Annotated in this window: 20 protein-coding genes; 7 read left to right on the top strand and 13 right to left on the bottom strand. The window is 68.9% G+C overall.

From position 1 onward, the window contains the following. Positions 1 to 217 precede the first annotated feature (217 nt). From ACFTZC_RS39010 to ACFTZC_RS38995, 4 genes are all read left to right on the top strand, one after another. The gene (locus ACFTZC_RS39010; RefSeq protein WP_382898482.1) at positions 218 to 661 is read left to right on the top strand and encodes a hypothetical protein; all 444 of its coding nucleotides are present in this window, start codon (positions 218 to 220) and stop codon (positions 659 to 661) included. Positions 662 to 743: 82 nt separating this feature from the next. Then, on the top strand, positions 744 to 1,436 hold the full coding sequence (locus ACFTZC_RS39005) for a hypothetical protein (protein ID WP_382898480.1): 693 nt from the start codon (positions 744 to 746) through the stop codon (positions 1,434 to 1,436). 178 nt (positions 1,437 to 1,614) lie between these two features. Further along, a complete protein-coding gene (locus ACFTZC_RS39000) occupies positions 1,615 to 2,736 on the top strand; it encodes an IS630 family transposase (protein ID WP_382898516.1) in 1,122 nt (373 codons plus the stop codon). A gap of 46 nt (positions 2,737 to 2,782) precedes the next feature. After that, positions 2,783 to 3,355 (top strand): S1 RNA-binding domain-containing protein, encoded by a 573-nt coding sequence (locus ACFTZC_RS38995; RefSeq protein WP_382898479.1) that lies wholly within the window; start codon positions 2,783 to 2,785, stop codon positions 3,353 to 3,355. Between the two features lie 104 nt (positions 3,356 to 3,459). Here the strand turns inward: ACFTZC_RS38995 and ACFTZC_RS38990 are convergent, their stop codons facing one another. Together ACFTZC_RS38990 and ACFTZC_RS38985 are read right to left on the bottom strand one after the other, a co-directional pair. Further along, complete coding sequence (locus ACFTZC_RS38990; protein WP_382898515.1) at positions 3,460 to 4,266, bottom strand: DUF317 domain-containing protein; 807 nt, start codon at positions 4,264 to 4,266, stop codon at positions 3,460 to 3,462. Between the two features lie 68 nt (positions 4,267 to 4,334). After that, a complete protein-coding gene (locus tag ACFTZC_RS38985) occupies positions 4,335 to 4,517 on the bottom strand; it encodes a hypothetical protein (RefSeq protein ID WP_382898477.1) in 183 nt (60 codons plus the stop codon). 897 nt (positions 4,518 to 5,414) lie between these two features. Between ACFTZC_RS38985 and ACFTZC_RS38980 the strand changes: the two genes are divergently transcribed. The 3 genes from ACFTZC_RS38980 to ACFTZC_RS38970 all read left to right on the top strand — a co-directional run bounded on the left by ACFTZC_RS38980 (position 5,415) and on the right by ACFTZC_RS38970 (position 7,860). Then, positions 5,415 to 6,482 (top strand): tyrosine-type recombinase/integrase, encoded by a 1,068-nt coding sequence (locus ACFTZC_RS38980; protein WP_382898475.1) that lies wholly within the window; start codon positions 5,415 to 5,417, stop codon positions 6,480 to 6,482. Between the two features lie 80 nt (positions 6,483 to 6,562). Then, the gene (locus ACFTZC_RS38975) at positions 6,563 to 7,360 is read left to right on the top strand and encodes a thymidylate synthase (protein WP_382898473.1); all 798 of its coding nucleotides are present in this window, start codon (positions 6,563 to 6,565) and stop codon (positions 7,358 to 7,360) included. Beyond that, positions 7,357 to 7,860, top strand: coding sequence for a dihydrofolate reductase (locus ACFTZC_RS38970; RefSeq protein WP_382898471.1), 504 nt, complete (start codon positions 7,357 to 7,359; stop codon positions 7,858 to 7,860). The genes ACFTZC_RS38975 and ACFTZC_RS38970 overlap by 4 nt, the downstream gene beginning before the upstream one ends. 8 nt (positions 7,861 to 7,868) lie before the next feature. On the opposite strand, the gene ACFTZC_RS38965 is transcribed toward ACFTZC_RS38970, so the two are convergent. The 11 genes from ACFTZC_RS38965 to ACFTZC_RS38915 form a co-directional block, all read right to left on the bottom strand. Beyond that, entirely contained in the window at positions 7,869 to 10,910 is a 3,042-nt protein-coding gene (locus ACFTZC_RS38965) for a Tn3 family transposase (protein WP_382898470.1), read from the bottom strand. A gap of 215 nt (positions 10,911 to 11,125) precedes the next feature. Further along, complete coding sequence (locus ACFTZC_RS38960) at positions 11,126 to 12,016, bottom strand: endonuclease/exonuclease/phosphatase family protein (protein ID WP_382898468.1); 891 nt, start codon at positions 12,014 to 12,016, stop codon at positions 11,126 to 11,128. 244 nt (positions 12,017 to 12,260) lie between these two features. Next, the gene (locus tag ACFTZC_RS38955; protein ID WP_382898466.1) at positions 12,261 to 12,962 is read right to left on the bottom strand and encodes a DUF317 domain-containing protein; all 702 of its coding nucleotides are present in this window, start codon (positions 12,960 to 12,962) and stop codon (positions 12,261 to 12,263) included. A 148-nt stretch (positions 12,963 to 13,110) separates the two neighbouring features. Further along, entirely contained in the window at positions 13,111 to 13,602 is a 492-nt protein-coding gene (locus ACFTZC_RS38950) for a hypothetical protein (RefSeq protein ID WP_382898464.1), read from the bottom strand. An 18-nt stretch (positions 13,603 to 13,620) separates the two neighbouring features. Further along, positions 13,621 to 14,496: a DUF317 domain-containing protein gene (locus tag ACFTZC_RS38945; protein ID WP_382898462.1), complete on the bottom strand. Its 876-nt coding sequence runs from the start codon at positions 14,494 to 14,496 to the stop codon at positions 13,621 to 13,623. Between the two features lie 14 nt (positions 14,497 to 14,510). Beyond that, positions 14,511 to 15,710, bottom strand: a complete 1,200-nt coding sequence (locus tag ACFTZC_RS38940) for an ATP-grasp domain-containing protein (RefSeq protein ID WP_382898513.1) — start codon at positions 15,708 to 15,710, stop codon at positions 14,511 to 14,513. Between the two features lie 92 nt (positions 15,711 to 15,802). Further along, positions 15,803 to 16,084, bottom strand: coding sequence for a hypothetical protein (locus ACFTZC_RS38935; protein WP_382898460.1), 282 nt, complete (start codon positions 16,082 to 16,084; stop codon positions 15,803 to 15,805). A 29-nt stretch (positions 16,085 to 16,113) separates the two neighbouring features. Next, the gene (locus ACFTZC_RS38930) at positions 16,114 to 17,256 is read right to left on the bottom strand and encodes an MFS transporter (protein ID WP_382898511.1); all 1,143 of its coding nucleotides are present in this window, start codon (positions 17,254 to 17,256) and stop codon (positions 16,114 to 16,116) included. An 80-nt stretch (positions 17,257 to 17,336) separates the two neighbouring features. Further along, positions 17,337 to 17,825, bottom strand: a complete 489-nt coding sequence (locus tag ACFTZC_RS38925) for a hypothetical protein (RefSeq protein WP_382898458.1) — start codon at positions 17,823 to 17,825, stop codon at positions 17,337 to 17,339. Next, positions 17,822 to 18,676 (bottom strand): winged helix-turn-helix transcriptional regulator, encoded by an 855-nt coding sequence (locus ACFTZC_RS38920; RefSeq protein ID WP_382898457.1) that lies wholly within the window; start codon positions 18,674 to 18,676, stop codon positions 17,822 to 17,824. Before ACFTZC_RS38920 ends, ACFTZC_RS38925 begins: the two co-directional genes overlap by 4 nt. A 37-nt stretch (positions 18,677 to 18,713) precedes the next feature. Then, on the bottom strand, positions 18,714 to 19,124 hold the full coding sequence (locus tag ACFTZC_RS38915) for a hypothetical protein (RefSeq protein WP_382898455.1): 411 nt from the start codon (positions 19,122 to 19,124) through the stop codon (positions 18,714 to 18,716). Positions 19,125 to 19,240: the final 116 nt, after the last annotated feature.

Genomic DNA, 19,240 nt, shown 5'->3' with positions numbered 1-19,240 from the left:
CCACCCGGTCCACAGCAGCAGTGCCAGTACACCACCGAGACCAGGGACAACACCGCTCTCCCTCGCCCTCCAGCATGCCTGTGTGCCGCTCCGGCCCGAGCAGCGGCCACATCCACGCTGCCCCGAAAATTGGATGTTGACTTTGTGAATTGAAACCGGCAGCGGCGTAGGGCACGATCAATGACGCGCACAGGACAAGTCAAAGGAGGACGTCACGATGTTTGACCGGATACGCCGCCGGGCGGAGGAGCCCAACGACGCGCAGCGCCGGTTCTTCGAGCTGTCGGCGCGGCTGCAGGACCCGGGCTCGCCGGAGGCGGGGCAGGTGTGGGCCGAGCTGGAGCGCGGCGAGCAGGCTGACGCGGTGGACGACTCCCTGTCACCGGAGCTGCGGGTGCCCAGCCGCGACCAGCTCGGCGGCATGATGATGCCCTGGCCGCAGCCGCTCGTTCTCGACGAAGAGATGGTCGCCTGCTCCGAGTGCGGCGCGTACCGGGACTGGCTCGTCCTCTCCGCTCGCGACCAGATCTGGCTGCGCTGCCGGGCCGGTCACCAGCAGTTGGAGACCCGTCTGGACACCGCCTGGTACAACCGCAACTCCGGGCCGTGGGTTTCGACGCATGCTACGTTTGAGGACTGTCTGCGTCACCTCGGACACTGACCCCCACTCCTACGACCCCCACCGGGCCTTCGGGCCCGGGTACTGACCGCCCGTCACCTAGCATCAAGGGGTCAGTACAGTCATGCGCGTTCGCACCGTCACCACCATCCTGGGTATCAGCGCCGTTCTCCTCGCCGTCCCTGCCTGCTCCGCCGACACCACCGGCATGACGCCCGGCACCGCCCCCTCCTCGGTCGGGGAACCGGCCCGGCCCGGCCAGAATGCCGCTCCGCTGTCCTCGGCCGCGCTGAAGGCGCGCCTGCTCGACGAGCAGGACCTGGGCAGCGGCTACCTCCGCAAGCCGGAGCGTGTCACCCGGCACGACGACGTCACCGTCATCGGCTGCCCGGCCCTGAACAAGCTGGGCGGCGACGCGGCGACCGGCTCGCTCACCTTCCCGCGCAAGGCGAAGGCCACCTTCACCTACACCGGCAGCAGCAGCTCGGAGGTCTCCGAGGAGCTCTACAGCGACAGCGCTAACACACTGTCCGACAGCATCGGCCAGATCTTCGATGCCATGACCGGCTGCCCCACCTATCAGGTCGTCGCGGGCAGCACCGTCATCGACATGGCCACGCAGAAGCTGACCGCACCCCGCCGGCTCGGCGACGAGCAGTGGAGCCAGCTCCTGACATTCTCCGTTGGAGGGCAGAGCACCGTGGTGAAGCAGACCGCGATCCGCGACGGCAGCCTGCTGCTGGTCGTCTCCGGCTCCCCGGCTCTCGTCGACCGCCATCTCGACAAGGCCCTCGCCAAGGCGACAGCGGGCGGCTGACCGGCTCCCGGCATGCCGCTGCCCCCGACCGAGGAATCTGGTCGGGGGGCAGCGGCGCCGTGCTACACGTCCCGCTGAGCGGTCCGGCGTTCTAGTGCTCTGACCGCATAGGTTGGCCGGTTTGGTGATCGTGGCGGTTGGATGGGCGGTGACGTCCGATCCGACCGCTGGAGGCGCGGTGGCCGAGCCTGTCCGTGTGCGCAGACTGACCGACCAGGAGGGGCAGAAGCTGCAGCAGATCGTGCGCCGGGGCAGCACCAGCTCGGTGCGCTATCGACGCGCGATGATGCTGCTGGCCTCGGCCGGCGGGAACCGGGTGCCCGTGATCGCCCAGCTGGTGCAGGCCGACGAGGACACTGTCCGGGACGTGATCCACCGGTTCAACGAGATCGGCCTGGCCTGCCTGGACCCTCGGTGGGCGGGAGGCCGTCCCCGCCAACTCAGCCCTGACGACGAGGACTTCGTCATCCAGACGGCCATCACCCGCCCGGCCAAGCTCGGCCAGCCCTTCACCCGCTGGTCCCTGCGCAAGCTCGTCGCCTACCTGCGCAAAGCCCACGGCCACGTGATCGGCATCGGCCGCGAGGCGTTACGCTGCCTGCTCGCCCGCCGCGGCATTACCTTCCAGCGCACCAAGACATGGAAGGAATCCCCCGACCCCGACCGCGAGGCGAAACTGGACCGAATCGAGGAGGTCCTCGACCGCTTCCCCGACCGGGTTTTCGCCTTCGACGAGTTCGGCCCGCTCGGGATCCGTCCCACCGCGGACTCGGGCTGGGCTGAGCAGAAGCGCCCCGACCGGCTGCCCGCCACCTACCACCGCACGCACGGCGTGCGCTACTTCCATGGCTGCTACTCGGTCGGCGACGACACCCTGTGGGGTGTCAACCGTCGCAGAAAGGGCGCCGCCAACACGCTGGCCGCGCTGAAGTCGATCCGCGCTGCCCGGCCAGACGGCGCCCCGATCTACGTGATCCTGGACAACCTGTCCGCCCACAAAGGTGCCGACATCCGCCGATGGGCCAGGAAGAACAAGGTCAAGCTGTGCTTCACCCCGACCTATGCATCCTGGGCGAACCCGATCGAAGCCCACTTCGGACCGCTTCGGCAGTTCACCATCGCCAACTCCCACCACCCCAACCACACCGTCCAGACACGGGCCCTGCACGCCTACCTGCGCTGGCGTAACGCCAACGCCCGCCACCGTGACGTCCTGGCCGCCGAACGACGTGAACGCGCCCGCATCCGCAGTGAGAAAGGCATCCGCTGGGGCGGACGTCCCCTCAAGACCGCAGCGTGAGCGCACTTCCCACCCCGTGCACGGCTCCTCGTGAAAGGCTGGGAGCATGATGGGTGGACCGTCTGAGAACCCAGAACTCTGGGCATTCCTGGAATCACTGCACCGCGGCGAGTTCCTTTCCGGCACCGTCACAGCGATCGAACGGTTCGGTGTGTTCGTTGCGCTGGACGACGGACCCGACCATCCGGTCTTCCCCGGCGTCGGGTTCATCTCCTTCGCTGAACTGTCCTGGCGACGTTTCGAGGCAGCCTCCGACGTCGTGCAGGTTGGACAGCGCGTCTCATGCGAGTTCCTCCAGTTCGACACGTGGAACCTGGAGGCCAGACTGTCCTTGAAAGCCACACAGCCGGACCCCTTTCAGGTATTCGCTGACACCATTGCGGTGGGGCAGAAACTGCCTGGCCAGGTCACCAAGCTGATCCCGTTCGGCGTCTTCGTCCAGGTCGCCGAAGGAATCGAGGGACTGGTTCACCTGCGAGAGCTCGCCTGGACACCGGTGGAGACTCCATCAGATGTCGTCCAGGTCGGCGACAAGATCACGGTGGTCGTCACCGAGATCGACCGAGAGCGACGCAGGCTAGCCCTCTCCCGACGACAAGGCTCATCCGCCGGCATGTGATGCGCTGTCTTCCTGCGACAGCTCCCTTGCGCGAGTGTTCCTGAACGTCTGCTCAGTCAAAGGAGGCACACTCGCCAGGCCGGTGAACCTTTGCGGTCACAGCACTAGACGGCCGGCGCGCGCAGGAGCCGCTCGCGGGTGGCCTCCGGCAGCACCCGGCGCAGGACCGGCACCGTCGAGCTGAGGGAGGCGGCGAACGCGGCCACCAGGTCATGCGGAACGCTGGCGCCGAAAGACGCCACCCACAGGTACGGGGCGCCGGGGTCGGGCTCGGACCATGCCTGCCATCCGGTCGGGCCCGCCTCACCGGACCCGGTGGTCAGGGCGCGCGGGTCGCCGTCCTGGATGAGAGGCGGCACCCCGCCGAGGTTGAAGCGCGAGGTGAACGCGGGATCCACTGCCGCGTGGGGCTGCTCGATGTCACGGAGCCAGCCGTGTGCGGCGACGGCGTCGAGGACCAGCTCGGGTCCGGCGAGCGGCACGGCAGGCTCGTCGCGGGCGTCGAGCGCGACAAGGAAGTCGGCCACGGCCTCCCCGGGGACGTCCGGAGTGAAGTAGGCCGACCACGCGGCCAGCGGACTACTCGTGTCCGCGCGCGCCGATACCTGCCAGGCCACCGGCCGGCCCCCCAGGTGGAACGGCTCGTCGGCCAGACTCCACTGGGCCCAGCGCAGGTTGTCGGGGCTGATGTGCAGGACCGTGCTGCGCAGGACCTGACGGTCCTCCGTTGCCTCGGCCGGGTCGTGCCGCCCGCGGACGATCGTCAGGCTCGTCCAGCCCAGACCGGCGAGCGTGTCGGCAACGGTGTCGTAGAGGCGTCCGTCGTCACCGGCCAGATAGCGGGGACCGACCCAGTACGCGCCCGGGGCGCCGTGGGGAACGGACGGGTCGAGCGGAGAGTCGGGGTACAGGGCGCCTCCAAGGGCTCGGTGCGGGTTCTACTGGGGGGACGGTGCGGCGGCGCCTGGACCGGCCACTGTCAGGTGAGGGTCACGGCGACCTCGGGCGGCAGATGACCGAACTGTGTGTCCACGTCCCGCCCTTCGGCGGGATAGACCACCCTCCGACCGTTCTCGTCCACGTACTGCCGCACCGGAGCACTCCGGCCACAGCCGGACAAAAGATCAATGAGACCGCCGACGGCCATCTCCGTATGAGCCACGGACAGCCTCCTTGGTGCGGAGAAGACAGTGAACGGTGGACCCCGGCCTGCCGCTGTCGGTCCGCACAGGGCATACACGATCAGGTTGACGTCACCTGCGGACCGCTCGTCCATGCTGTGTGGGACTGGCCGCGACCAATCCATCCACTCGCGCAGCAGGGCTTTCGACGGCGGTGAACAAACCAGGCCAACGAGGACCCCGGTCACCGGCCACCATCTTTCTTTGACCTGGGGATCCTTGCGGAGTTGTCTACGTTGACATGACCTCAGACGCGTTGGCCAGTCTTTCCGTGCACTTCCTTGTCTGCCCCGGGCGAACTCGCCCGGTCCCAACGAACCGAGTCGCCGCCGTTCGTCTCAACGAATCCAGTCGCCGCAGGCCGGAGGATCAGTGCTGCGGGCTCGCCCCAGCGAGGGCTGCCTCAACCTCCCATGCCCCCGACTGCATCACGAAAAAGCCCCGCGGGCAGCACTCCTGCGCGATCCACGGACACGTTCGGCCCGCTCAATCTAATGCCCACCCTGGCCGACAGCGGGCAGAAGGCGGCGGCAGACACAATGCCCCCGACCGCGATCCCGACCCCGCTAGAAAGCGACCTACTCGGCCCTGCTCTCGTATAGCTACGGCGAACGGACATGTAGCGCTGGGTAACGCTCGGGGCTGCGTTCGCCGTGAAGGCCGGCGGTGCAGCGGTTGGCGGTAGCTTCGGTTCCGTTTCGAGGTCGACTTATCGGACTTCCTTGGCCTGATGACTCGTCAGGACGATGCCGCAGTAAATACCGGATTTACTGCGGCAGAGCCTCTACGGTGATCTTCGCGACCTGCGGTGGACTCTCCGGCCGCCGCAGGCGAGGTGTACGCATTTACTGCGGCAGCGCCGGAAGGGCGGGGCAGGCGTGACGATCGAACCAGCGACCGAACCCGGGAACGGGGGCGCGCTCCGCCTCCCGCGCGCCCGGGTCGTACCCCTGTCCGTCCCGCCCGCCTCGTACACCGCGGCCATCGAGCGGTACCTCACCGGAGCGGGCATCGCCAAGTCCTCCGCGCGGATCTACCGGATCTCGTTGACGACGTGGGGATGGATGCTCGCCGGCGAACCGGCGCCGACCGGACCAGCCCGCCGGGGCGCGAAGCCGCCCGTCTTCCCGGTCACCGCGATCGACGACCCGGCACTGCCCGAGGCGCTGGCCGAACTGGCGGCAGCGCGGGCGGACGAGATGGACGCCGACACCGTCAACCGGGAACTGTCCATCGCCCGCAAGGCGATCGGCTGGTGGCAGTGCCAGGGCTGGATCATGAGCGACCCGACGATCGGCATCGAGCGGCGGCCGGCCCCGCCGGACCGCACCAAATCCCTCGCGGAGAACCAGATCGCCGCCCTGTGGCGCCTGGACGTCGCCCTGCGGGAGAAGACGTTCTGGAAGATGCTCTACGAGTCCGCCGCCCGCGCCGAGGAGGTGCTGTGCCTGAACGTGGAAGACCTGTACCCGCAGGACAAGCGCGGCAGGATCACCGCCAAGGGCGGGGCGACCGAGTGGATCCACTGGCAGTCCGGCACCGCCCAGCTCCTGCCCCGACTCATCGCCCGCCGCACCCACGGCCCGCTGTTCCTTACCGACCGCAAGGCCCCGGCCGGGACACCGACGCTCGACGTGTGCCCGGAGACCGGCCGGGCCCGGCTCTCCTACCGCCGGGCCGAGGAGATCTTCGAGGAGAACACCCGGTTGCTGGCCAACCCGCTGGCCTCGCCCGAGGGCATCGAGGACCTGGACGGCTGGACCCTGCACCGGCTGCGGCACTCCGCGCTCACCCACGACGCCGAGGGCGGCACCTCCACCCCGATGCTGCTGGCCCGCTCCCGGCACGCCTCCGTCCGCTCCCTGGAGCGATACGCCCGCCCTGGCGTTGACGCGGTCGCCCGGCATGTCGCTGAACGCGACTCCGCAGCCCGCCGCCGGCGCTGAGCCTCACGCCGGTGCCTCGCTGTACGGGGAGACGTGACCGTCAAGTGCGTGCCTGTCGGCGGCCAGTAGACTCGACCGCCGTGGCGGACACCCAGTACGAAGACCTGTTGCGGCTGGTACTTACCTCCGGGACGGCCAAAGCCGACCGGACGGGTACCGGCACCCGAAGTGTCTTCGGGCACCAACTGCGCTACGACCTCTCGCAGGGGTTCCCGCTGATCACCACCAAAAAGGTGCATCTCAGGTCCATCGTGTACGAGCTGCTCTGGTTCCTGCGTGGCGACTCGAACGTCGGCTGGCTGCAGGAGCACGGCGTCACCATCTGGGACGAATGGGCCGACGCGAACGGCGAACTCGGTCCGGTTTACGGCGCACAGTGGCGGTCCTGGCCCGCCCCGGACGGCAGGCACATCGACCAGATCAGCGAGGTTCTCGACACTCTGCGCCGGAACCCAGACTCCCGCCGGATGATCGTCTCCGCCTGGAACGTCGCCGAGCTGGACAAGATGGCTCTCGCGCCCTGTCACGCCTTCTTCCAGTTTTACGTCGCCGACGGCAAGCTCTCCTGCCAGCTGTACCAGCGCAGCGCGGACCTGTTCCTCGGCGTCCCGTTCAACATCGCCAGCTATGCCCTCCTCACGCACATGGTGGCTCAGCAGGCCCGCCTCAAGCCGGGCGACTTCATCTGGACCGGCGGCGACTGCCACATCTACGACAATCACGTCGAGCAGGTGACCGAGCAGCTGTCGCGCGCCCCGTTCGAGTTTCCCGGGTTGCGTCTGCGCCAAGCCAACTCGCTTTTCGACTATGCCTACGCCGATGTGGACGTGCACAACTACCAGCACCACCCGGCCATCAAAGCCCCGGTCGCGGTGTGAACGTCGGGCTGATCTGGGCGCAGACCCTTGATGGCGTGATCGGTGCGGACAATGCGATTCCGTGGCGCCTGCCTGAGGACATGGCACACTTCAAGGCAACCACCCTCGGCCATCCCGTGGTGATGGGGCGCAAGACGTGGGATTCGCTGCCTCCACGATTCCGCCCGCTGTCCGGCAGGCGCAACATCGTGGTGACCCGTGATCCGCAGTGGGTGGCCAGTGGTGCCGAACGCGCCGGGTCTGTCGCCCAGGCTCTGGAGCTTGCAGCCGAGACGTCGGAGCGAGCTGCCCCTGCTGCAGCATGGGTGATCGGAGGCGGGGAGATTTACCGGGCCGCCCTGGGGTACGCCACAACGCTCTCGGTGACTGAGGTCGACTGGACGGTGGACGGCGACACCTATGCGCCGCCACTGGGCCCGACGTGGAGAGTCACCGAGGACAAAAGCTGGCAGTCTTCCGTGTCCGGACTGCGCTACCGCATCCGCAGGTACACGCGGTGACAGTCGACTCACAACCCCGAGGCGGCGGCTGTCTCATCCTGCGCCATGCGAGGGTTGGGCACTGTAGCCGCCCTGATACCTAGGTCCAGTTCCAGGCGGCTGCTCATGTCCAGCTCGAACCGGCCGTAGGGGTTCACGTGGGTCCAGAACAGCGGTGACAGTGCCCGCCGGTCCGCGTCGGTGAGGGTGTCGGCCCACTTCGGATCGGCGAGGACCTGCTGCATCAGCAGCGTGTTGACGTGAACCAGGGCGGACTGGAGCAGGTGCAGGGCGAGCATGGACACCTCCTGGGACTCCTTGTCCTGCCCTGCCAGGTCGCCGTCTTTGCCATAGAAGAGGTCCTTGTTCGCGCTGTTCCAGTTCTCCACGACCTGCAGGCCCTCGTGGATCTCCTGGCGCAGCTCGACGTCGGCGAGGTAGTCGCAGACGAACGAGGTACGCACCGCGCGTCCCAGCTCTTCGATCGCCTGGTAGGTGGGGTGCTTGGGGCCGCCGCGGGTGAAGCGGCGCAGGACCTGCTCGGCCTCGGCGGTCCCCAGGCGGAGCGCGGTGGTGTACTTCACGATCTGGTCGTACTGCTGGCGGATCAGGTCCCAGTTGATCGTCTTGGTGGACAGCACCGGTGCGAGGTTCGGCCAGTTGTCGTCCTCGCCTGCGGCCGGCCGGTACAGCCGGGCGGAGCCGATGTTCTTCAGCCTCGGCATGAGCTTGAAGTCGAGCATGTGGGCGAAGGCGAAGCCGACGATGGACGCGCCGTGGGTGTCGGTGTACTGCCGGTCCACCTCCATGTCTGTGCAGTGCCGCAGCACGCCCTCGATCATCGAGGCGACTTCGGAGGCCGAACAGCTCTTGAGCTGGGAGTAGATGCACACCGACTTCCGCTCGACGTGCCAGTAGATCATCACGCCGGGGCCACGGTAGCGCTGGTGCCACTCGGTCATCAGATTGCTGGACCAGGAGCCGAACTTGCGGCTGTCGGAGGCGCAGGCGGTGCCGGTGCCCCACCACATTACGTCGCGGGCGGCGAAGGTGGCGTTGACCAGCTTCACCAGCGCGGCGCGCATGTTGGCCCGGTTGACGAACAGGTGTCGCACCCTACGCAGCGTCGCCTCGCTCTCGCCGTGCTTGCCGGTCACCGCGACCCGTTTGATGCCCATGTTGGTGCCCAGAGCGAACAGAACCAGCAGCAGGCGGCGCCGCAGCACGTCCTTCGAGAGGTTCTCGCGGGTGGCGACCGAGGAGAACTCGGCGATGAAGTCCGTGTCGAACTCGGCATACTTCAGGATGTCCAGCAGGTCGATGGTGCCCCAGCGCCGTTCGATCTCCGCCTTGATCGACACCAGGGACTCCGGCTCATCCTGCTTGCCGCGTGGGGAGACCCTGATCCACGGCTCGCCGTGCTTCTTCACGATCGCCACCCCGTCAGTGGTGCCCTCCGCCAGGGCCTGCTCGAAGCGGTCCAGCGAGGCGCGGAGCTTGCCTTGCAGGGCGGCGATGAACTCGCCGGCGTCCTGCGGCTGGCGGATCGCGGCGTAGTGGACGTCCCGGTTGTCCTCGAAGTCGGCGGGCAGGTCGTCCTCCGGGTTGCGCCACCGGTTCGCGCCCACCACCCAGATCTCCCGCCGGCGCAACGCGTCCCGCAGCGACACGAGCACGCACAGCTCGTACGGGATGCGCTCGACGCGGCCCTTGTCGTCCACCACCGCAGCCCGCCACTGCTCCGGGACCACTCCGTCCAGCGGCACCGTCTCGGCCGGGTCGAAGAAGGCGCCCTCCTTCAGTGGCTGCTCCAGGTACCGCTTGAGCAGGTCGATCGCGTCCATCACCGGCCGGTACGCGGTGTTGTTGCACTTCAGCGTCAGCCCCTTCAGCAGCGGCGCGAGCATCCGCCTCCAGTGCGCCGAGTACGACGACCGCAGTACCGTGCGGACCCGGGCTTTGTAGCGTGCTTCGTTCGCCGCGGCCTCTGCCGCCAGGGCCTTGAGCGTCTTCTCTCCGCCGACTACAGGGAAGATCACCCGCCGCACCGTGCCGGACGGCTCCGACAGCGCCGCCTCCGCGACCCGCAGCAGCATCGCCTCCTTGCCGCGGACCTTCCTCAGCTCCGCCCCCAGCTCCTTCTCGACCTTCCGCTCCGCCCTCGTGTTGATCTTCAGCACGAGCTGGATGAACAGGTCCACCAGCGAGTCGGTGATCTCCGTCTGCCGGACATGGCACAGCGTGGCCAGCAGCGTCAGTCGCCGCGGCGGCTTCATCCGCTCCAGGTTCGCCGGGTACTCCTTCGACGCACGCGCCCGCCAGGCGTCGACCAGCTTCTCCGACACGTCGGCGAACAGGTCCGCGGGCAGTTCCAGCCGTCTCACCCGCTCCAGCTTGTTCACCTCGGCCAGCAGGCTCTCCAGGCCCGGGGCTCCAGGGTCCGTCTTCAGCTCGGTGAAGTGCGACCGCCCGCCCCCGGCCGCCGCGCCAGCGGTGTCCTTGTTGTGCTCTGTGCCGTCGCCTGCAATTAGGTCTTCCAGCCGGGAGCGGGTGACGTGGCTGATTCGGTCCGTCGTGCTGCGGCAAAACCGCTTCTCGAAGTCCTTGACCGCCTTGCCGACCAGCCGCCGTACCTGCCCCGGCGCCGGCGGCTCGACGCGGTCGTTGCGGCACCGGGCCACCACCGCCGCCGCGAGCCGGTCGCGGGACAACTCCACCGGGCACAACTCGGTCGCCAGCCACGCGGCCAGCCGGTCCTGGTCCTCTTCGGTGTTCGCCCGGAACCCGTACGCCGCCCGGATCTCGCCCCGATGCCGCTGGATCGCCTTGCTCTGCCAGTCGTAGTCCGCCCACGCCTCCGCAGGTACCTTCACCTGCTGGGCTACGTACTCCACAGCGGCGGCCGGCACCTCCTTGGCCGACTCCGGGAACCGGGCCTCCACCTCGAAGAACTTCAGCAGCAGCGCGAAGCCAAGTCTCGTCGTCCCGGACTTGTTCCGCACCCGCTTCATGTCGTCTTCGAGCAGCGTCCAGACCTCGATCAGGTCCTCCGGCTCCCATTCCTGCCGCACCCGTGCTCCTCTACCCCACCCGAGATCACTCGTTCAGCTCAACGAGACGCCCAGCGAGGGGAAACGACGACCACCACGGTCACGCAGCGCTACATGTCCGTTGGCCGTAGCTATACGAGAACAGGGCCTACTCCTACACGAACGGGGTTGATGGCGCTTCTTTTCGGGAAGCCTAGTATCGGACAAATGCAGCCCTTGACTTTGCCGGAACCCGCTTAGCGGTAGGTCCAGAGGTTGGTCACGTCGATGGCATCGGTGTCGATACGGAAGACGAGGCCGTGGTGATCGCTGGCCCCGGCGGGCTCGTCCAGGAGATGGTAGTCCGAGACGGCGTTGGCCAGGGGGCCGGAGACCCACGCCTGGTCGATGCGGTCGTCGGTGGCGGTTGGCCGCAGCAGCGTGTTGTTCCGGGTCTGCTCGAAGAGGTGCCAGGCGACGTCGACATAGCCGTTCTGGGCGAGCTTTCGGGTGACGTCACGGTTCGGCTTCAGAGGCTGGCCGGGGATGAAGTCTCCAGCGGGCAATCGGGTCCGGGAGCCGAGGTTGTAGGGCCTCATCTCGGCGAAGTCGGGCAGTGGGTGGGCCGCCGAGGCGGGGGCATAGTTGACGTCGCCGGCCAGGACGGCGAACGGCCCGTACTTGTAGCCGCGGGTCGCAGCGTAATTCGCTTCGATTACGGCCTGCTCGGCGGAAAAGGGGGTGAAGTGGACGGGGAGAAAGCTCAGCTTCGCCGGCAGTCCGGGAATGTCAAAGCTCGTGACGGCCAAGCCGTGCAGGGCTTCCTTGCCGAAGTCCGGATTGTGACGCGCCCACGGGCCGAGGACTTCGCGACGGTAGAGGAGCCCGGTCCCGTAGCCGCTGCGAGAGGGTGCGAGCGGGGCTGCATCTAGCCCCAAATCCTCTACGGCGCGGGCAAGTTGCTTGTTTCCGAAGCGGTGCCAGTCGACAACTTCGCACAACATCACGACGTCGACCTGGCCGGCTCCTACCCGGTCGGCCGCGCCGTTGAGACGCCGGGCCAGCTGCGGCCATCGGTCTTCCGGGTTTCCGTCTCCGTCCGCAAGCCCGCCGTGTCCAAGATTCTGAACAGCCACCGTCAGCTGCATTCCTTTTCCCTCTCTGAGTGATGTATTGCTGAGCCGATCCGTGTGGGTGGTGACGGCGGTGTGCCAGCTGCGGGACGGCACCCCGCCGCTCGCTCTGTTGCAGGCGCAACACGCCCTTCGATTCGCAGAGTTCGGCCGCCAGTTCGGAGATCCGACGTCGGTGAAGCGGGAGTTGTACCGGGAGGGCATTGAACGACGTCTCCACCGAACACTTCTCGCTGTTCAGCTCTGCCGATGGTGGACGTCAGCGGCTGGGGCCCGTACCCGGTCCCGGTCCCGCAGCGGGGGGAGGCTGGGCAGCGGGCCGGTCGGCGGGCGACTTCCCGGTCGCTGTCGCGAGGTAGAGGTTGCGCCGGGTGTGGAGGGGCACGTCGTTCACGATGCGGATCAGCGGGTCGGTGGAGATCAGCGAGACGGTGAAGGCCGCGACGAGCGCGGTGGGCGTTCCGGAGGTGATGCGGGCCTGCCAGTGCGGCTCGCTGTGGTGTCCGCCCCAGATCCACCAGGCACGTTCGTGAGGGCTCGTGGTGGCGTAGCGGTGGTGTACACCCGCGAGGCGGTCGGCAGGGAGGAAGGTCTGGGTGCCATCGGTTTTGACGTCGTGGCTCCAGCCGCGGGCGAGAAGCGGTACGTACGCCTCCTGTGCTGGCGTTTCGTCCTCGAACAACCAGTCCCGGTCGCTGTGACGGTCCTCCAGGTATAGGTCGAAGAGTTCAGTGTGCAGACTCTGCAGCAGTTCGACGGGGGTGGTGGCGTCGAATCTCATCTGCCAGGCGGGTGAACTGAAGGGAGCGCGGTGTGCGCTGATGGTCCATGTGCCCTTGCCGGGGTTGTCAGGCTGGGGTTCGTAGGTGGTCTGCAGGCGTAGGCAGGGGCTGAAGGCGGCGGCCGTCCCCTCCTCGGTCTGGGCGGACGGCCATCCCTCGGAGAAGGGGAAGGACCACACGGTACGAGGGTCGACAAAGCCGGGTCCGGCAAGGTGACGTGGGAGGACCTTCACCTTCGCTGCGGGATCAAGATTCTCAAGCGGATCGGTCGGCAAGGGGCTCCTGTGGGGAAGGGCGTGCAGTGCGCGCGGGTCTGGGGTCCGGGGCTCAGCGCTTGCGACTGCTGGTCTTGGCAGTCGACAAGGAGGGAGCCTGGTGAGCGGTACGGCCTACGGCCCGGCTCGGCGCCGGTGCGGGCCATGCGCCGGGGAACCAGACGGCGCTGTACTGTTCGATGGCGTCGCGTAGTCCGTTGATGTGGGCGCCTTCCCACGGCACCCAGTCGGGCCTTTCCCGGAATTCCCTGACGAGGGCGTACCCCGACTGCCCGGGGGTGCGTCCGCGTCTCGCGTCGCGGTGGTCGAAGGTCTTGTGGTCGTCGAACCGCAGGATGCCGGTGTCGAGTGTGCCCAGCTCCTGGTGGATGAGAGCGAGGCGCAGGCCGCTGTACTCGCTGTCATATTGGGTCCGGGCGAAGTCGATCCGCAGCCGCAGCAGGCCGCCGGGTACGGGTGTGGCGTAGTAGGTGTCGCCGACGACAGCCCTGTCGGTGAAGGGAAGGTCGAGTTCGGCGAAGAACTCGCGGGCGTGCATCGCCATGAGGGCCTCCGTAGGGTGTCAGCGGCGCGGTCCGGGCAGGGCAGGGCGGCTGGTGGTGCTCCAGCGCGGCACGCTGGGGGCGGGAAGCGCTGCCGGGCGGCGTGACGCGGCAACGCGCTGTATGTCGAGCGGTGTGGGCACGGGTGATTGCGGCGGGAGGATCGGGGTGAGCTGGGCGCGCTTGGCGTAGCTGAAGGTTTCCTCGCGCCACCGGGGAAGCGGGGCCGGGTCAGAAACGGCCTCGGTGACTGCGGCAAGGAGAGGGACGGGAGTGTTGGTGCTGGCCGTGGCGTACCAGACGGGCCGGTTGATGAAGGTGCCGGCCCACAGGTGCCAGCGGGCGGTGCGGCTTGTCAGTTCGCCTTCCGGGTCCAGTGATCCGGTGGTGAACTCCAGTGCGGCAAGCCGGTCGGCGGGCCGGATCGCGAAGACGCCCGGTTCAGGTTTGTCAAACTCCCAGCCGCGTTGGAGGAGCGGTGTGACCAGGCGGAAGGGGTCTTGGTCTTTGTCTCCCGGGTTCGGTGCGGCGAGGTAGACGTCGGGCCCCTGTTCGTACGCTGCTGCGAGCGCGGTGGTGAAGGCGCGGACGAACTCGGTGGGGGTGTCGCTGTTGAAGCAGACGCCCCAGGCCGGCGCGTTGAACAGTTCGTGGTGGGCTTTGTAGGCGTTGATGCGCCACAGTCCGTCGTCCTCGGCCTCGGGCAGATAGCCCAGGCGCACGCGCCGGTCGGGGGCGTTGATGTAGGCGTTGCCGAGGTCGTCGTGCGACAGTTCCCAGCCGAGGTCAAGGAGGGGCGCGAGGGCGGGGTCGCCGATGGCGGTGCTGCGAGCGAGGTAGCGCGGGGAGACGTGGACGTCCCCGTCGATGGTGAGACGGTCGTCGTCAAGGGGCATGTGGATCCCGGTGGTCAGGACGTGGTGGCGGGCTCGACGCGGGCGTGGAGGCGGTCGAGGGCCGTGGTGGCACGGGTGTCGGCGCTGATGGCGTTCGGGCCGGTGGTGATGAGGTAGCCGATCCGGGCGGTGAACAGGTGTCCGCCGTCGGCCGGGAGGAGGAGGCGGTCGCCGGGGTGACGGTGGAAATGGATCCGCTCCAGCCAGGGCGGCTGGGGGCCGTCGAAGTCGAGGTGGGTGAGGGTGCCGGAGGCTTCGGGGTAGAGCAGGCGAATCGCGGCGGCCGAGGACCGGGTGGGGGCGAGGTCGGGTGTGCGGTGGCAGGCGATGTCGGCGGCGGCGCGCGCCAGGTCGATGCCGGTGGCGAGATGCACCAGGTGGCTGATCATGTCGCCGGCGATACGGCCGTTGACCTCGATGAGGCGAGGGCGGCCGTCGACCAGGCGCATCTCGATGTGGCTGACGCTGTCGGTGATCCCGAGCGCGCGGATCGCGGCCCGCGCCGTAGGGGCCACCGTAGCGAGGAGCGGGTCGTCGGCATCGACGGTGTGTGCCAGTTGCTCGAAATACGGCGGGGCACTGATGGTTTTGCGGGTGACGGCAACCACCGTGGTCTCGCCCCAGTAGGTGGCGCACTCGACGGAGACCTCAGGCCCGTCGAGATACTCCTCCACCAGAACCCCCGCACTCTCCAGCCCCTGTCGGGCGGCCCGGTAGGCGAACGCGTACGCGGCCAGGAGTTGTTCGCCGGTGTCGGCGCGGCTCACGCCGACACTGGCAGCCCGGCCGGCGGGCTTCAGGACGACCGGATAGCCGATCTGCTCCGCCGCGGTGGTGGCTTCCCGCAGGCTGCCCACGCTGGTCGAGGCGGCGGATGGAACGCCGTAGCGGGCGAACAGGTTTCGGGCGGTGGCCTTGTTACGGCATGCCTGCATCACTTCCGGCGCAGTGGTCGGCAGGCCGAGTTGGCGGGCGAGGCGGGCGACGGGGACGAGGTACCACTCGGTCCACGTGAACACCCCTGCTATGTCGTAGCGTTCGGCCAGCGCACGGCCCGCGGCGGACAACGCCGCCAGGTCGCTCGGGTCAGCCACGACGATGCAGTCCCGGATATAAGGGACTTCCCAGGAGGGTTCCTCGCTGGTGATGAGGAGGACGTCGTAGGCGGCGGCCACGGACTGCAGGCAGGAGGCGCGGTACGCCTCGGCTTCCATGTCGGCCGCAGCAACGACCAGGACAACGGGACGATCGGACAAGAGACAGGCTCCTCGGGTTATCGGGCGAATGGTGAATGCGGGGCCGAGGTTCACGGGGCGCGTCGGCGGCGGACCTCGATCACCGAGGTCCACTGCGGGTGCTCGGCGAGCAGGCGCCGTGCGGGTGGCGCCAGCGCAGGGCCTCGAACAGGGCCTTCATCCCGACCCGCTGCGCATCCCTGGGCGCGCCGTTGCCCGACGAGCTGCACCAGGGCGCGGTAACCCCAGGGGTGTTGCATGTCGAAAGCCTTCAACTGTTCGGTGATCGTCGGCCGTAGGTCCTGGAACGGGAGGGCGAGGCCGGGCAGCCCGTCCTGCGTGGTGGGCGGCATGAGCGGGGCAGACTCCCCTCGTGACGAGGTCAGGCAGGCCGGGGCGTCAGGGCCGGAAGGGTGCGCAGCCGGATGAAGGCGGTGGAGAGGCCGATGGCCTGCAGGATCGCGGCGGCGGTGATGGCGTGGCCGAGTTGGGCGGGCGGGAGGGTGGCGACGAGGAGGCCGGCGGTGGGGTAGGGCAGCAGGAGCAGCAGGATCGTGACGGCGAGGGTGCTGCCGAAGGCGTGGGGTGGGATGAGGTGGGAGCGCAGGGTGCGCAGGACGACGGCAAGGCCGCCCTCGCCGGCCATGAGGACGGCGATCAGCAGGACGTAGCCGTGGTAGGTGCTGGTGTGGGCGAGGGTGAGGGTCGCGCCGGCGGCGGTGGCTGCGGCCATGGCGCCGACGGGCCACAGGCCCCAGCGGTCGATCGCGATGCGGGAGGCGGTGATGGCGAGGAGGGAGGCGAAGGCCGCGGCGGACCAGATGAGTCCGGCATCCGTGCTGGAGCGGCCGAGGTCGGTCACCACGATCACCGGCATCGCCGCCTGCAGCAGAGCGACCGCTCCGTTGGAGACCATCAGACCGGCGACCAGCCAGGCCAGGGCCGGCAGCGAACGCAGCGTCACCCACCCCGCACGCAGACCACCGCCCTTCCGCAACGCGACGCCGGCCGGTGCGGGATGCTCACGGGGGCCGAGGGCGGCGGCGAGCAGGGAGAAGGCGGCCAGCACCCCGAGCATCGCGGCGGGACCGGTGTGTTCCAGCAGCAGACCGGAGAGAGCGGGACCTGCGAGCATGGCGCTCTGGTCGATCCCCAGCAGAACGGACTGCACACGGTGCGCGCCAGTTCCCGCTGCCCGGCTGGCCGCCCCACCGGCCGTCTCCGCCGCCACGTAACTGAACTCGGTGAGCACCCCGGTCAGGGCCGCGAGCAGCATCACCGTGACCGTCGCCGCCTGCGTTCCCTCGGCCAGGCCCGCCAGAAGGGCGGCGGCGAGCAGGACGACACCAGCCCTCGCGAGACACGCCGCGCGGAAGACACGGACGGACCCATAACGGTCGACGAGAGCACCGGCCACAGTGAAGGCGCCGATACGCGGGATCCAGGCCAGCGCGAAAGCGAGCCCGGTCAACGACGCAGACCCGGTGGTGGCCAGGACGAGCAACGGGATGCCGTAGCTCGTCATCGCGAACGCCGCGGCATCCGCCCCACGCGGCAGATAGACCCTGCGCACGAGCCCTACAGTTCTGATGTCTGCGCTGGGTCTCACGCGGCGGCACCGTACGTGTCACGGCTCGGCTGGGGCTGGTGCGCGTTAATCCATTCGGCCAGCAGGCGCCGGACGTGTTCGGGTCCGGCATCGGCGCCGTTGTCCGCCGATCCGGACTCGGCCTGCGTCGGATCGTGGAGCAGGGCGAAGGTGTGGCGTATCCGTCCGGCGAAATCGCTCTGTGGCGCGGGGTAGTTGTGTCGTCGGGCCCAGCGGGCGGTCGCGTCGTAGACGTCGGCGAGGCTCTGGCCCGCAGCGGTGAGTCCGAGGCCGTCGTACGTGCGGTCGAGGAGTCCGAGGGTGTCCGCCAGCATGGTGGCCTGCCGGATCTGGTGGGTGGAGAGATCGCCGAGGAATCGGGCCAGGCCGCGTTCGGGGATGGCGCCGTGGTCGTCGATCTCGCTGACCAGCCGGATCAGGCCCGGAGACGACAGCACGGCGCCGGCTCGCTGGAGCTGCTGGCCGAAGGTGGGGGTGGTGGTCATCGGCGGGCTCCTCCTCCGGTCGGCAGGGCGGTCTTCGGGCGGGGCGGGCCGGCATGGGAGAACAGCTCTCCCCTGTTCCAGACGGCCCCCGGGCGCGGTGCGGGCGTGGACGTGGGAACCGCAGGCGCCGTGGTGCGGGCCCGGTGGCTGGCCCACGGGAGAGAGCCGGGAGCAGTGCTGGGGTCCGGCCGGCCCCAGAGGGGATGACGGGGGGCGTGGTCCAACGGCCGTCCGGCGGCCCACATGGACAGTGCGCCGAAGACGGGTCCCAGGGCGGCGCCGGAGGGTGAGAGGCGGTAGGGCTGGCCGGAGCCGTTGCTCGTCACGAGGCCGTCGTCGATGAGCTGGCGCAGGGGCGGGTAGATGTTGGTCCAGGTGCCGTCGGGGATGACGAGGTGGGCCAGCGCCCGTGCACTCACCTCGTCCCGGGTTTTCAGCACCCACAGGATGGCGGGGGCCTGCCGGCGGGTGAGGAGGGTGAGGCTGTCCTCGACCTGCTCGATCACGGGCAGCGGGACCTTGGGCTTTTCCAGGTATGTCTCGGCCCAGTTGGCGATCACCGGCAGCACCGGCAGCAGTTGCCGGCCGCGCTCAGTGAGGCTGTAGGCGACGTGGCGGGGGCTGTACTCGGTCCGCTCGACCAGTCCGGCATAGCACAGGGACTGGAGTTTGGGATGGAGCTGACTGATCTGGAGATGGGGCAGCTTGGCCGCGATCTGGTTGTAGCGCTGCGGGGGCTCGTTGAGAGCCAGCAGGATCCGCACATTCCACCGCGGGGTGGCCATGTGGAGGACTTCGGTGACCCGGGCGATATCCGCCTCGATGTCCGGGGACAGACCGGTGGTGGCCAAGATAGGGACTCCTGGAAAAGGTAGGGACCGGGAGGCGTCAGCGGCCCGGCGCGGCGGGCACGGCCGGTGCGGGAACAGCGGCGGGCGCCTGCGCGGGGCCGGAGGGTGTCTCCGGCGCGGGGGTGCGGACGAGGCTCTGCAGAACCGCCTGGATGGTGGCGCTCTGGGTGTCGCGGACGGCCACGGACTCGGCCAGGCGTTGGGCGCAGTCGAGGATGTGCAACACCTCGGCCGCGCCTGTCTGCCGCTCGGGATGGACCAGTTGCTGAAGCCGTTCGCGGTGGACCGTGATCCGCTGCTCGGCGAAGGCGAGGGTGTGGTGGCTGCCGAGAAGGGCGGCGAGCATGCCGGGCGGTTGGTCCTGGATGTGGGCTTCGAGCTCGTTCAGCGGGGCGCCGTACAGTTCCTCGATCCGTGCGGCGATCTGGGCGGACGACGGGTGGATCAATGGACGGGGGCTTTCACGGTCGGTGGGGGCGGGGTGGCCCCGCACGGGGGGGCGGGGGCCCCCGGGGGCAGGTGGGAGCCACCAGGCGCCCGGGGCCGGGGGCGGGCCGGGCCGGG

The organism is Streptomyces sp. NPDC056987 (assembly GCF_042673865.1).
Lineage (GTDB): Bacteria > Actinomycetota > Actinomycetes > Streptomycetales > Streptomycetaceae > Streptomyces.
Note: the sequence above shows the minus strand (reverse complement) of the source record. Positions and strands in the feature narration are given on the sequence as shown.

What these genes read in the sequence shown, in the direction of transcription:
- ACFTZC_RS39010 (WP_382898482.1), top strand. Translation starts at nt 218, where the DNA reads ATGTTTGACCGGATACGCCGCCGGGCGGAGGAGCCCAACGACGCGCAG.
- ACFTZC_RS39005 (WP_382898480.1), top strand. Translation starts at nt 744, where the DNA reads ATGCGCGTTCGCACCGTCACCACCATCCTGGGTATCAGCGCCGTTCTC.
- ACFTZC_RS38995 (WP_382898479.1), top strand. Translation starts at nt 2,783, where the DNA reads ATGATGGGTGGACCGTCTGAGAACCCAGAACTCTGGGCATTCCTGGAA.
- ACFTZC_RS38960 (WP_382898468.1), bottom strand. Translation starts at nt 12,016, where the DNA reads ATGCAGCTGACGGTGGCTGTTCAGAATCTTGGACACGGCGGGCTTGCG.
- ACFTZC_RS38950 (WP_382898464.1), bottom strand. Translation starts at nt 13,602, where the DNA reads ATGGCGATGCACGCCCGCGAGTTCTTCGCCGAACTCGACCTTCCCTTC.
- ACFTZC_RS38945 (WP_382898462.1), bottom strand. Translation starts at nt 14,496, where the DNA reads ATGCCCCTTGACGACGACCGTCTCACCATCGACGGGGACGTCCACGTC.
- ACFTZC_RS38940 (WP_382898513.1), bottom strand. Translation starts at nt 15,710, where the DNA reads ATGGAAGCCGAGGCGTACCGCGCCTCCTGCCTGCAGTCCGTGGCCGCC.
- ACFTZC_RS38935 (WP_382898460.1), bottom strand. Translation starts at nt 16,084, where the DNA reads ATGCCGCCCACCACGCAGGACGGGCTGCCCGGCCTCGCCCTCCCGTTC.
- ACFTZC_RS38930 (WP_382898511.1), bottom strand. Translation starts at nt 17,256, where the DNA reads ATGACGAGCTACGGCATCCCGTTGCTCGTCCTGGCCACCACCGGGTCT.
- ACFTZC_RS38925 (WP_382898458.1), bottom strand. Translation starts at nt 17,825, where the DNA reads ATGACCACCACCCCCACCTTCGGCCAGCAGCTCCAGCGAGCCGGCGCC.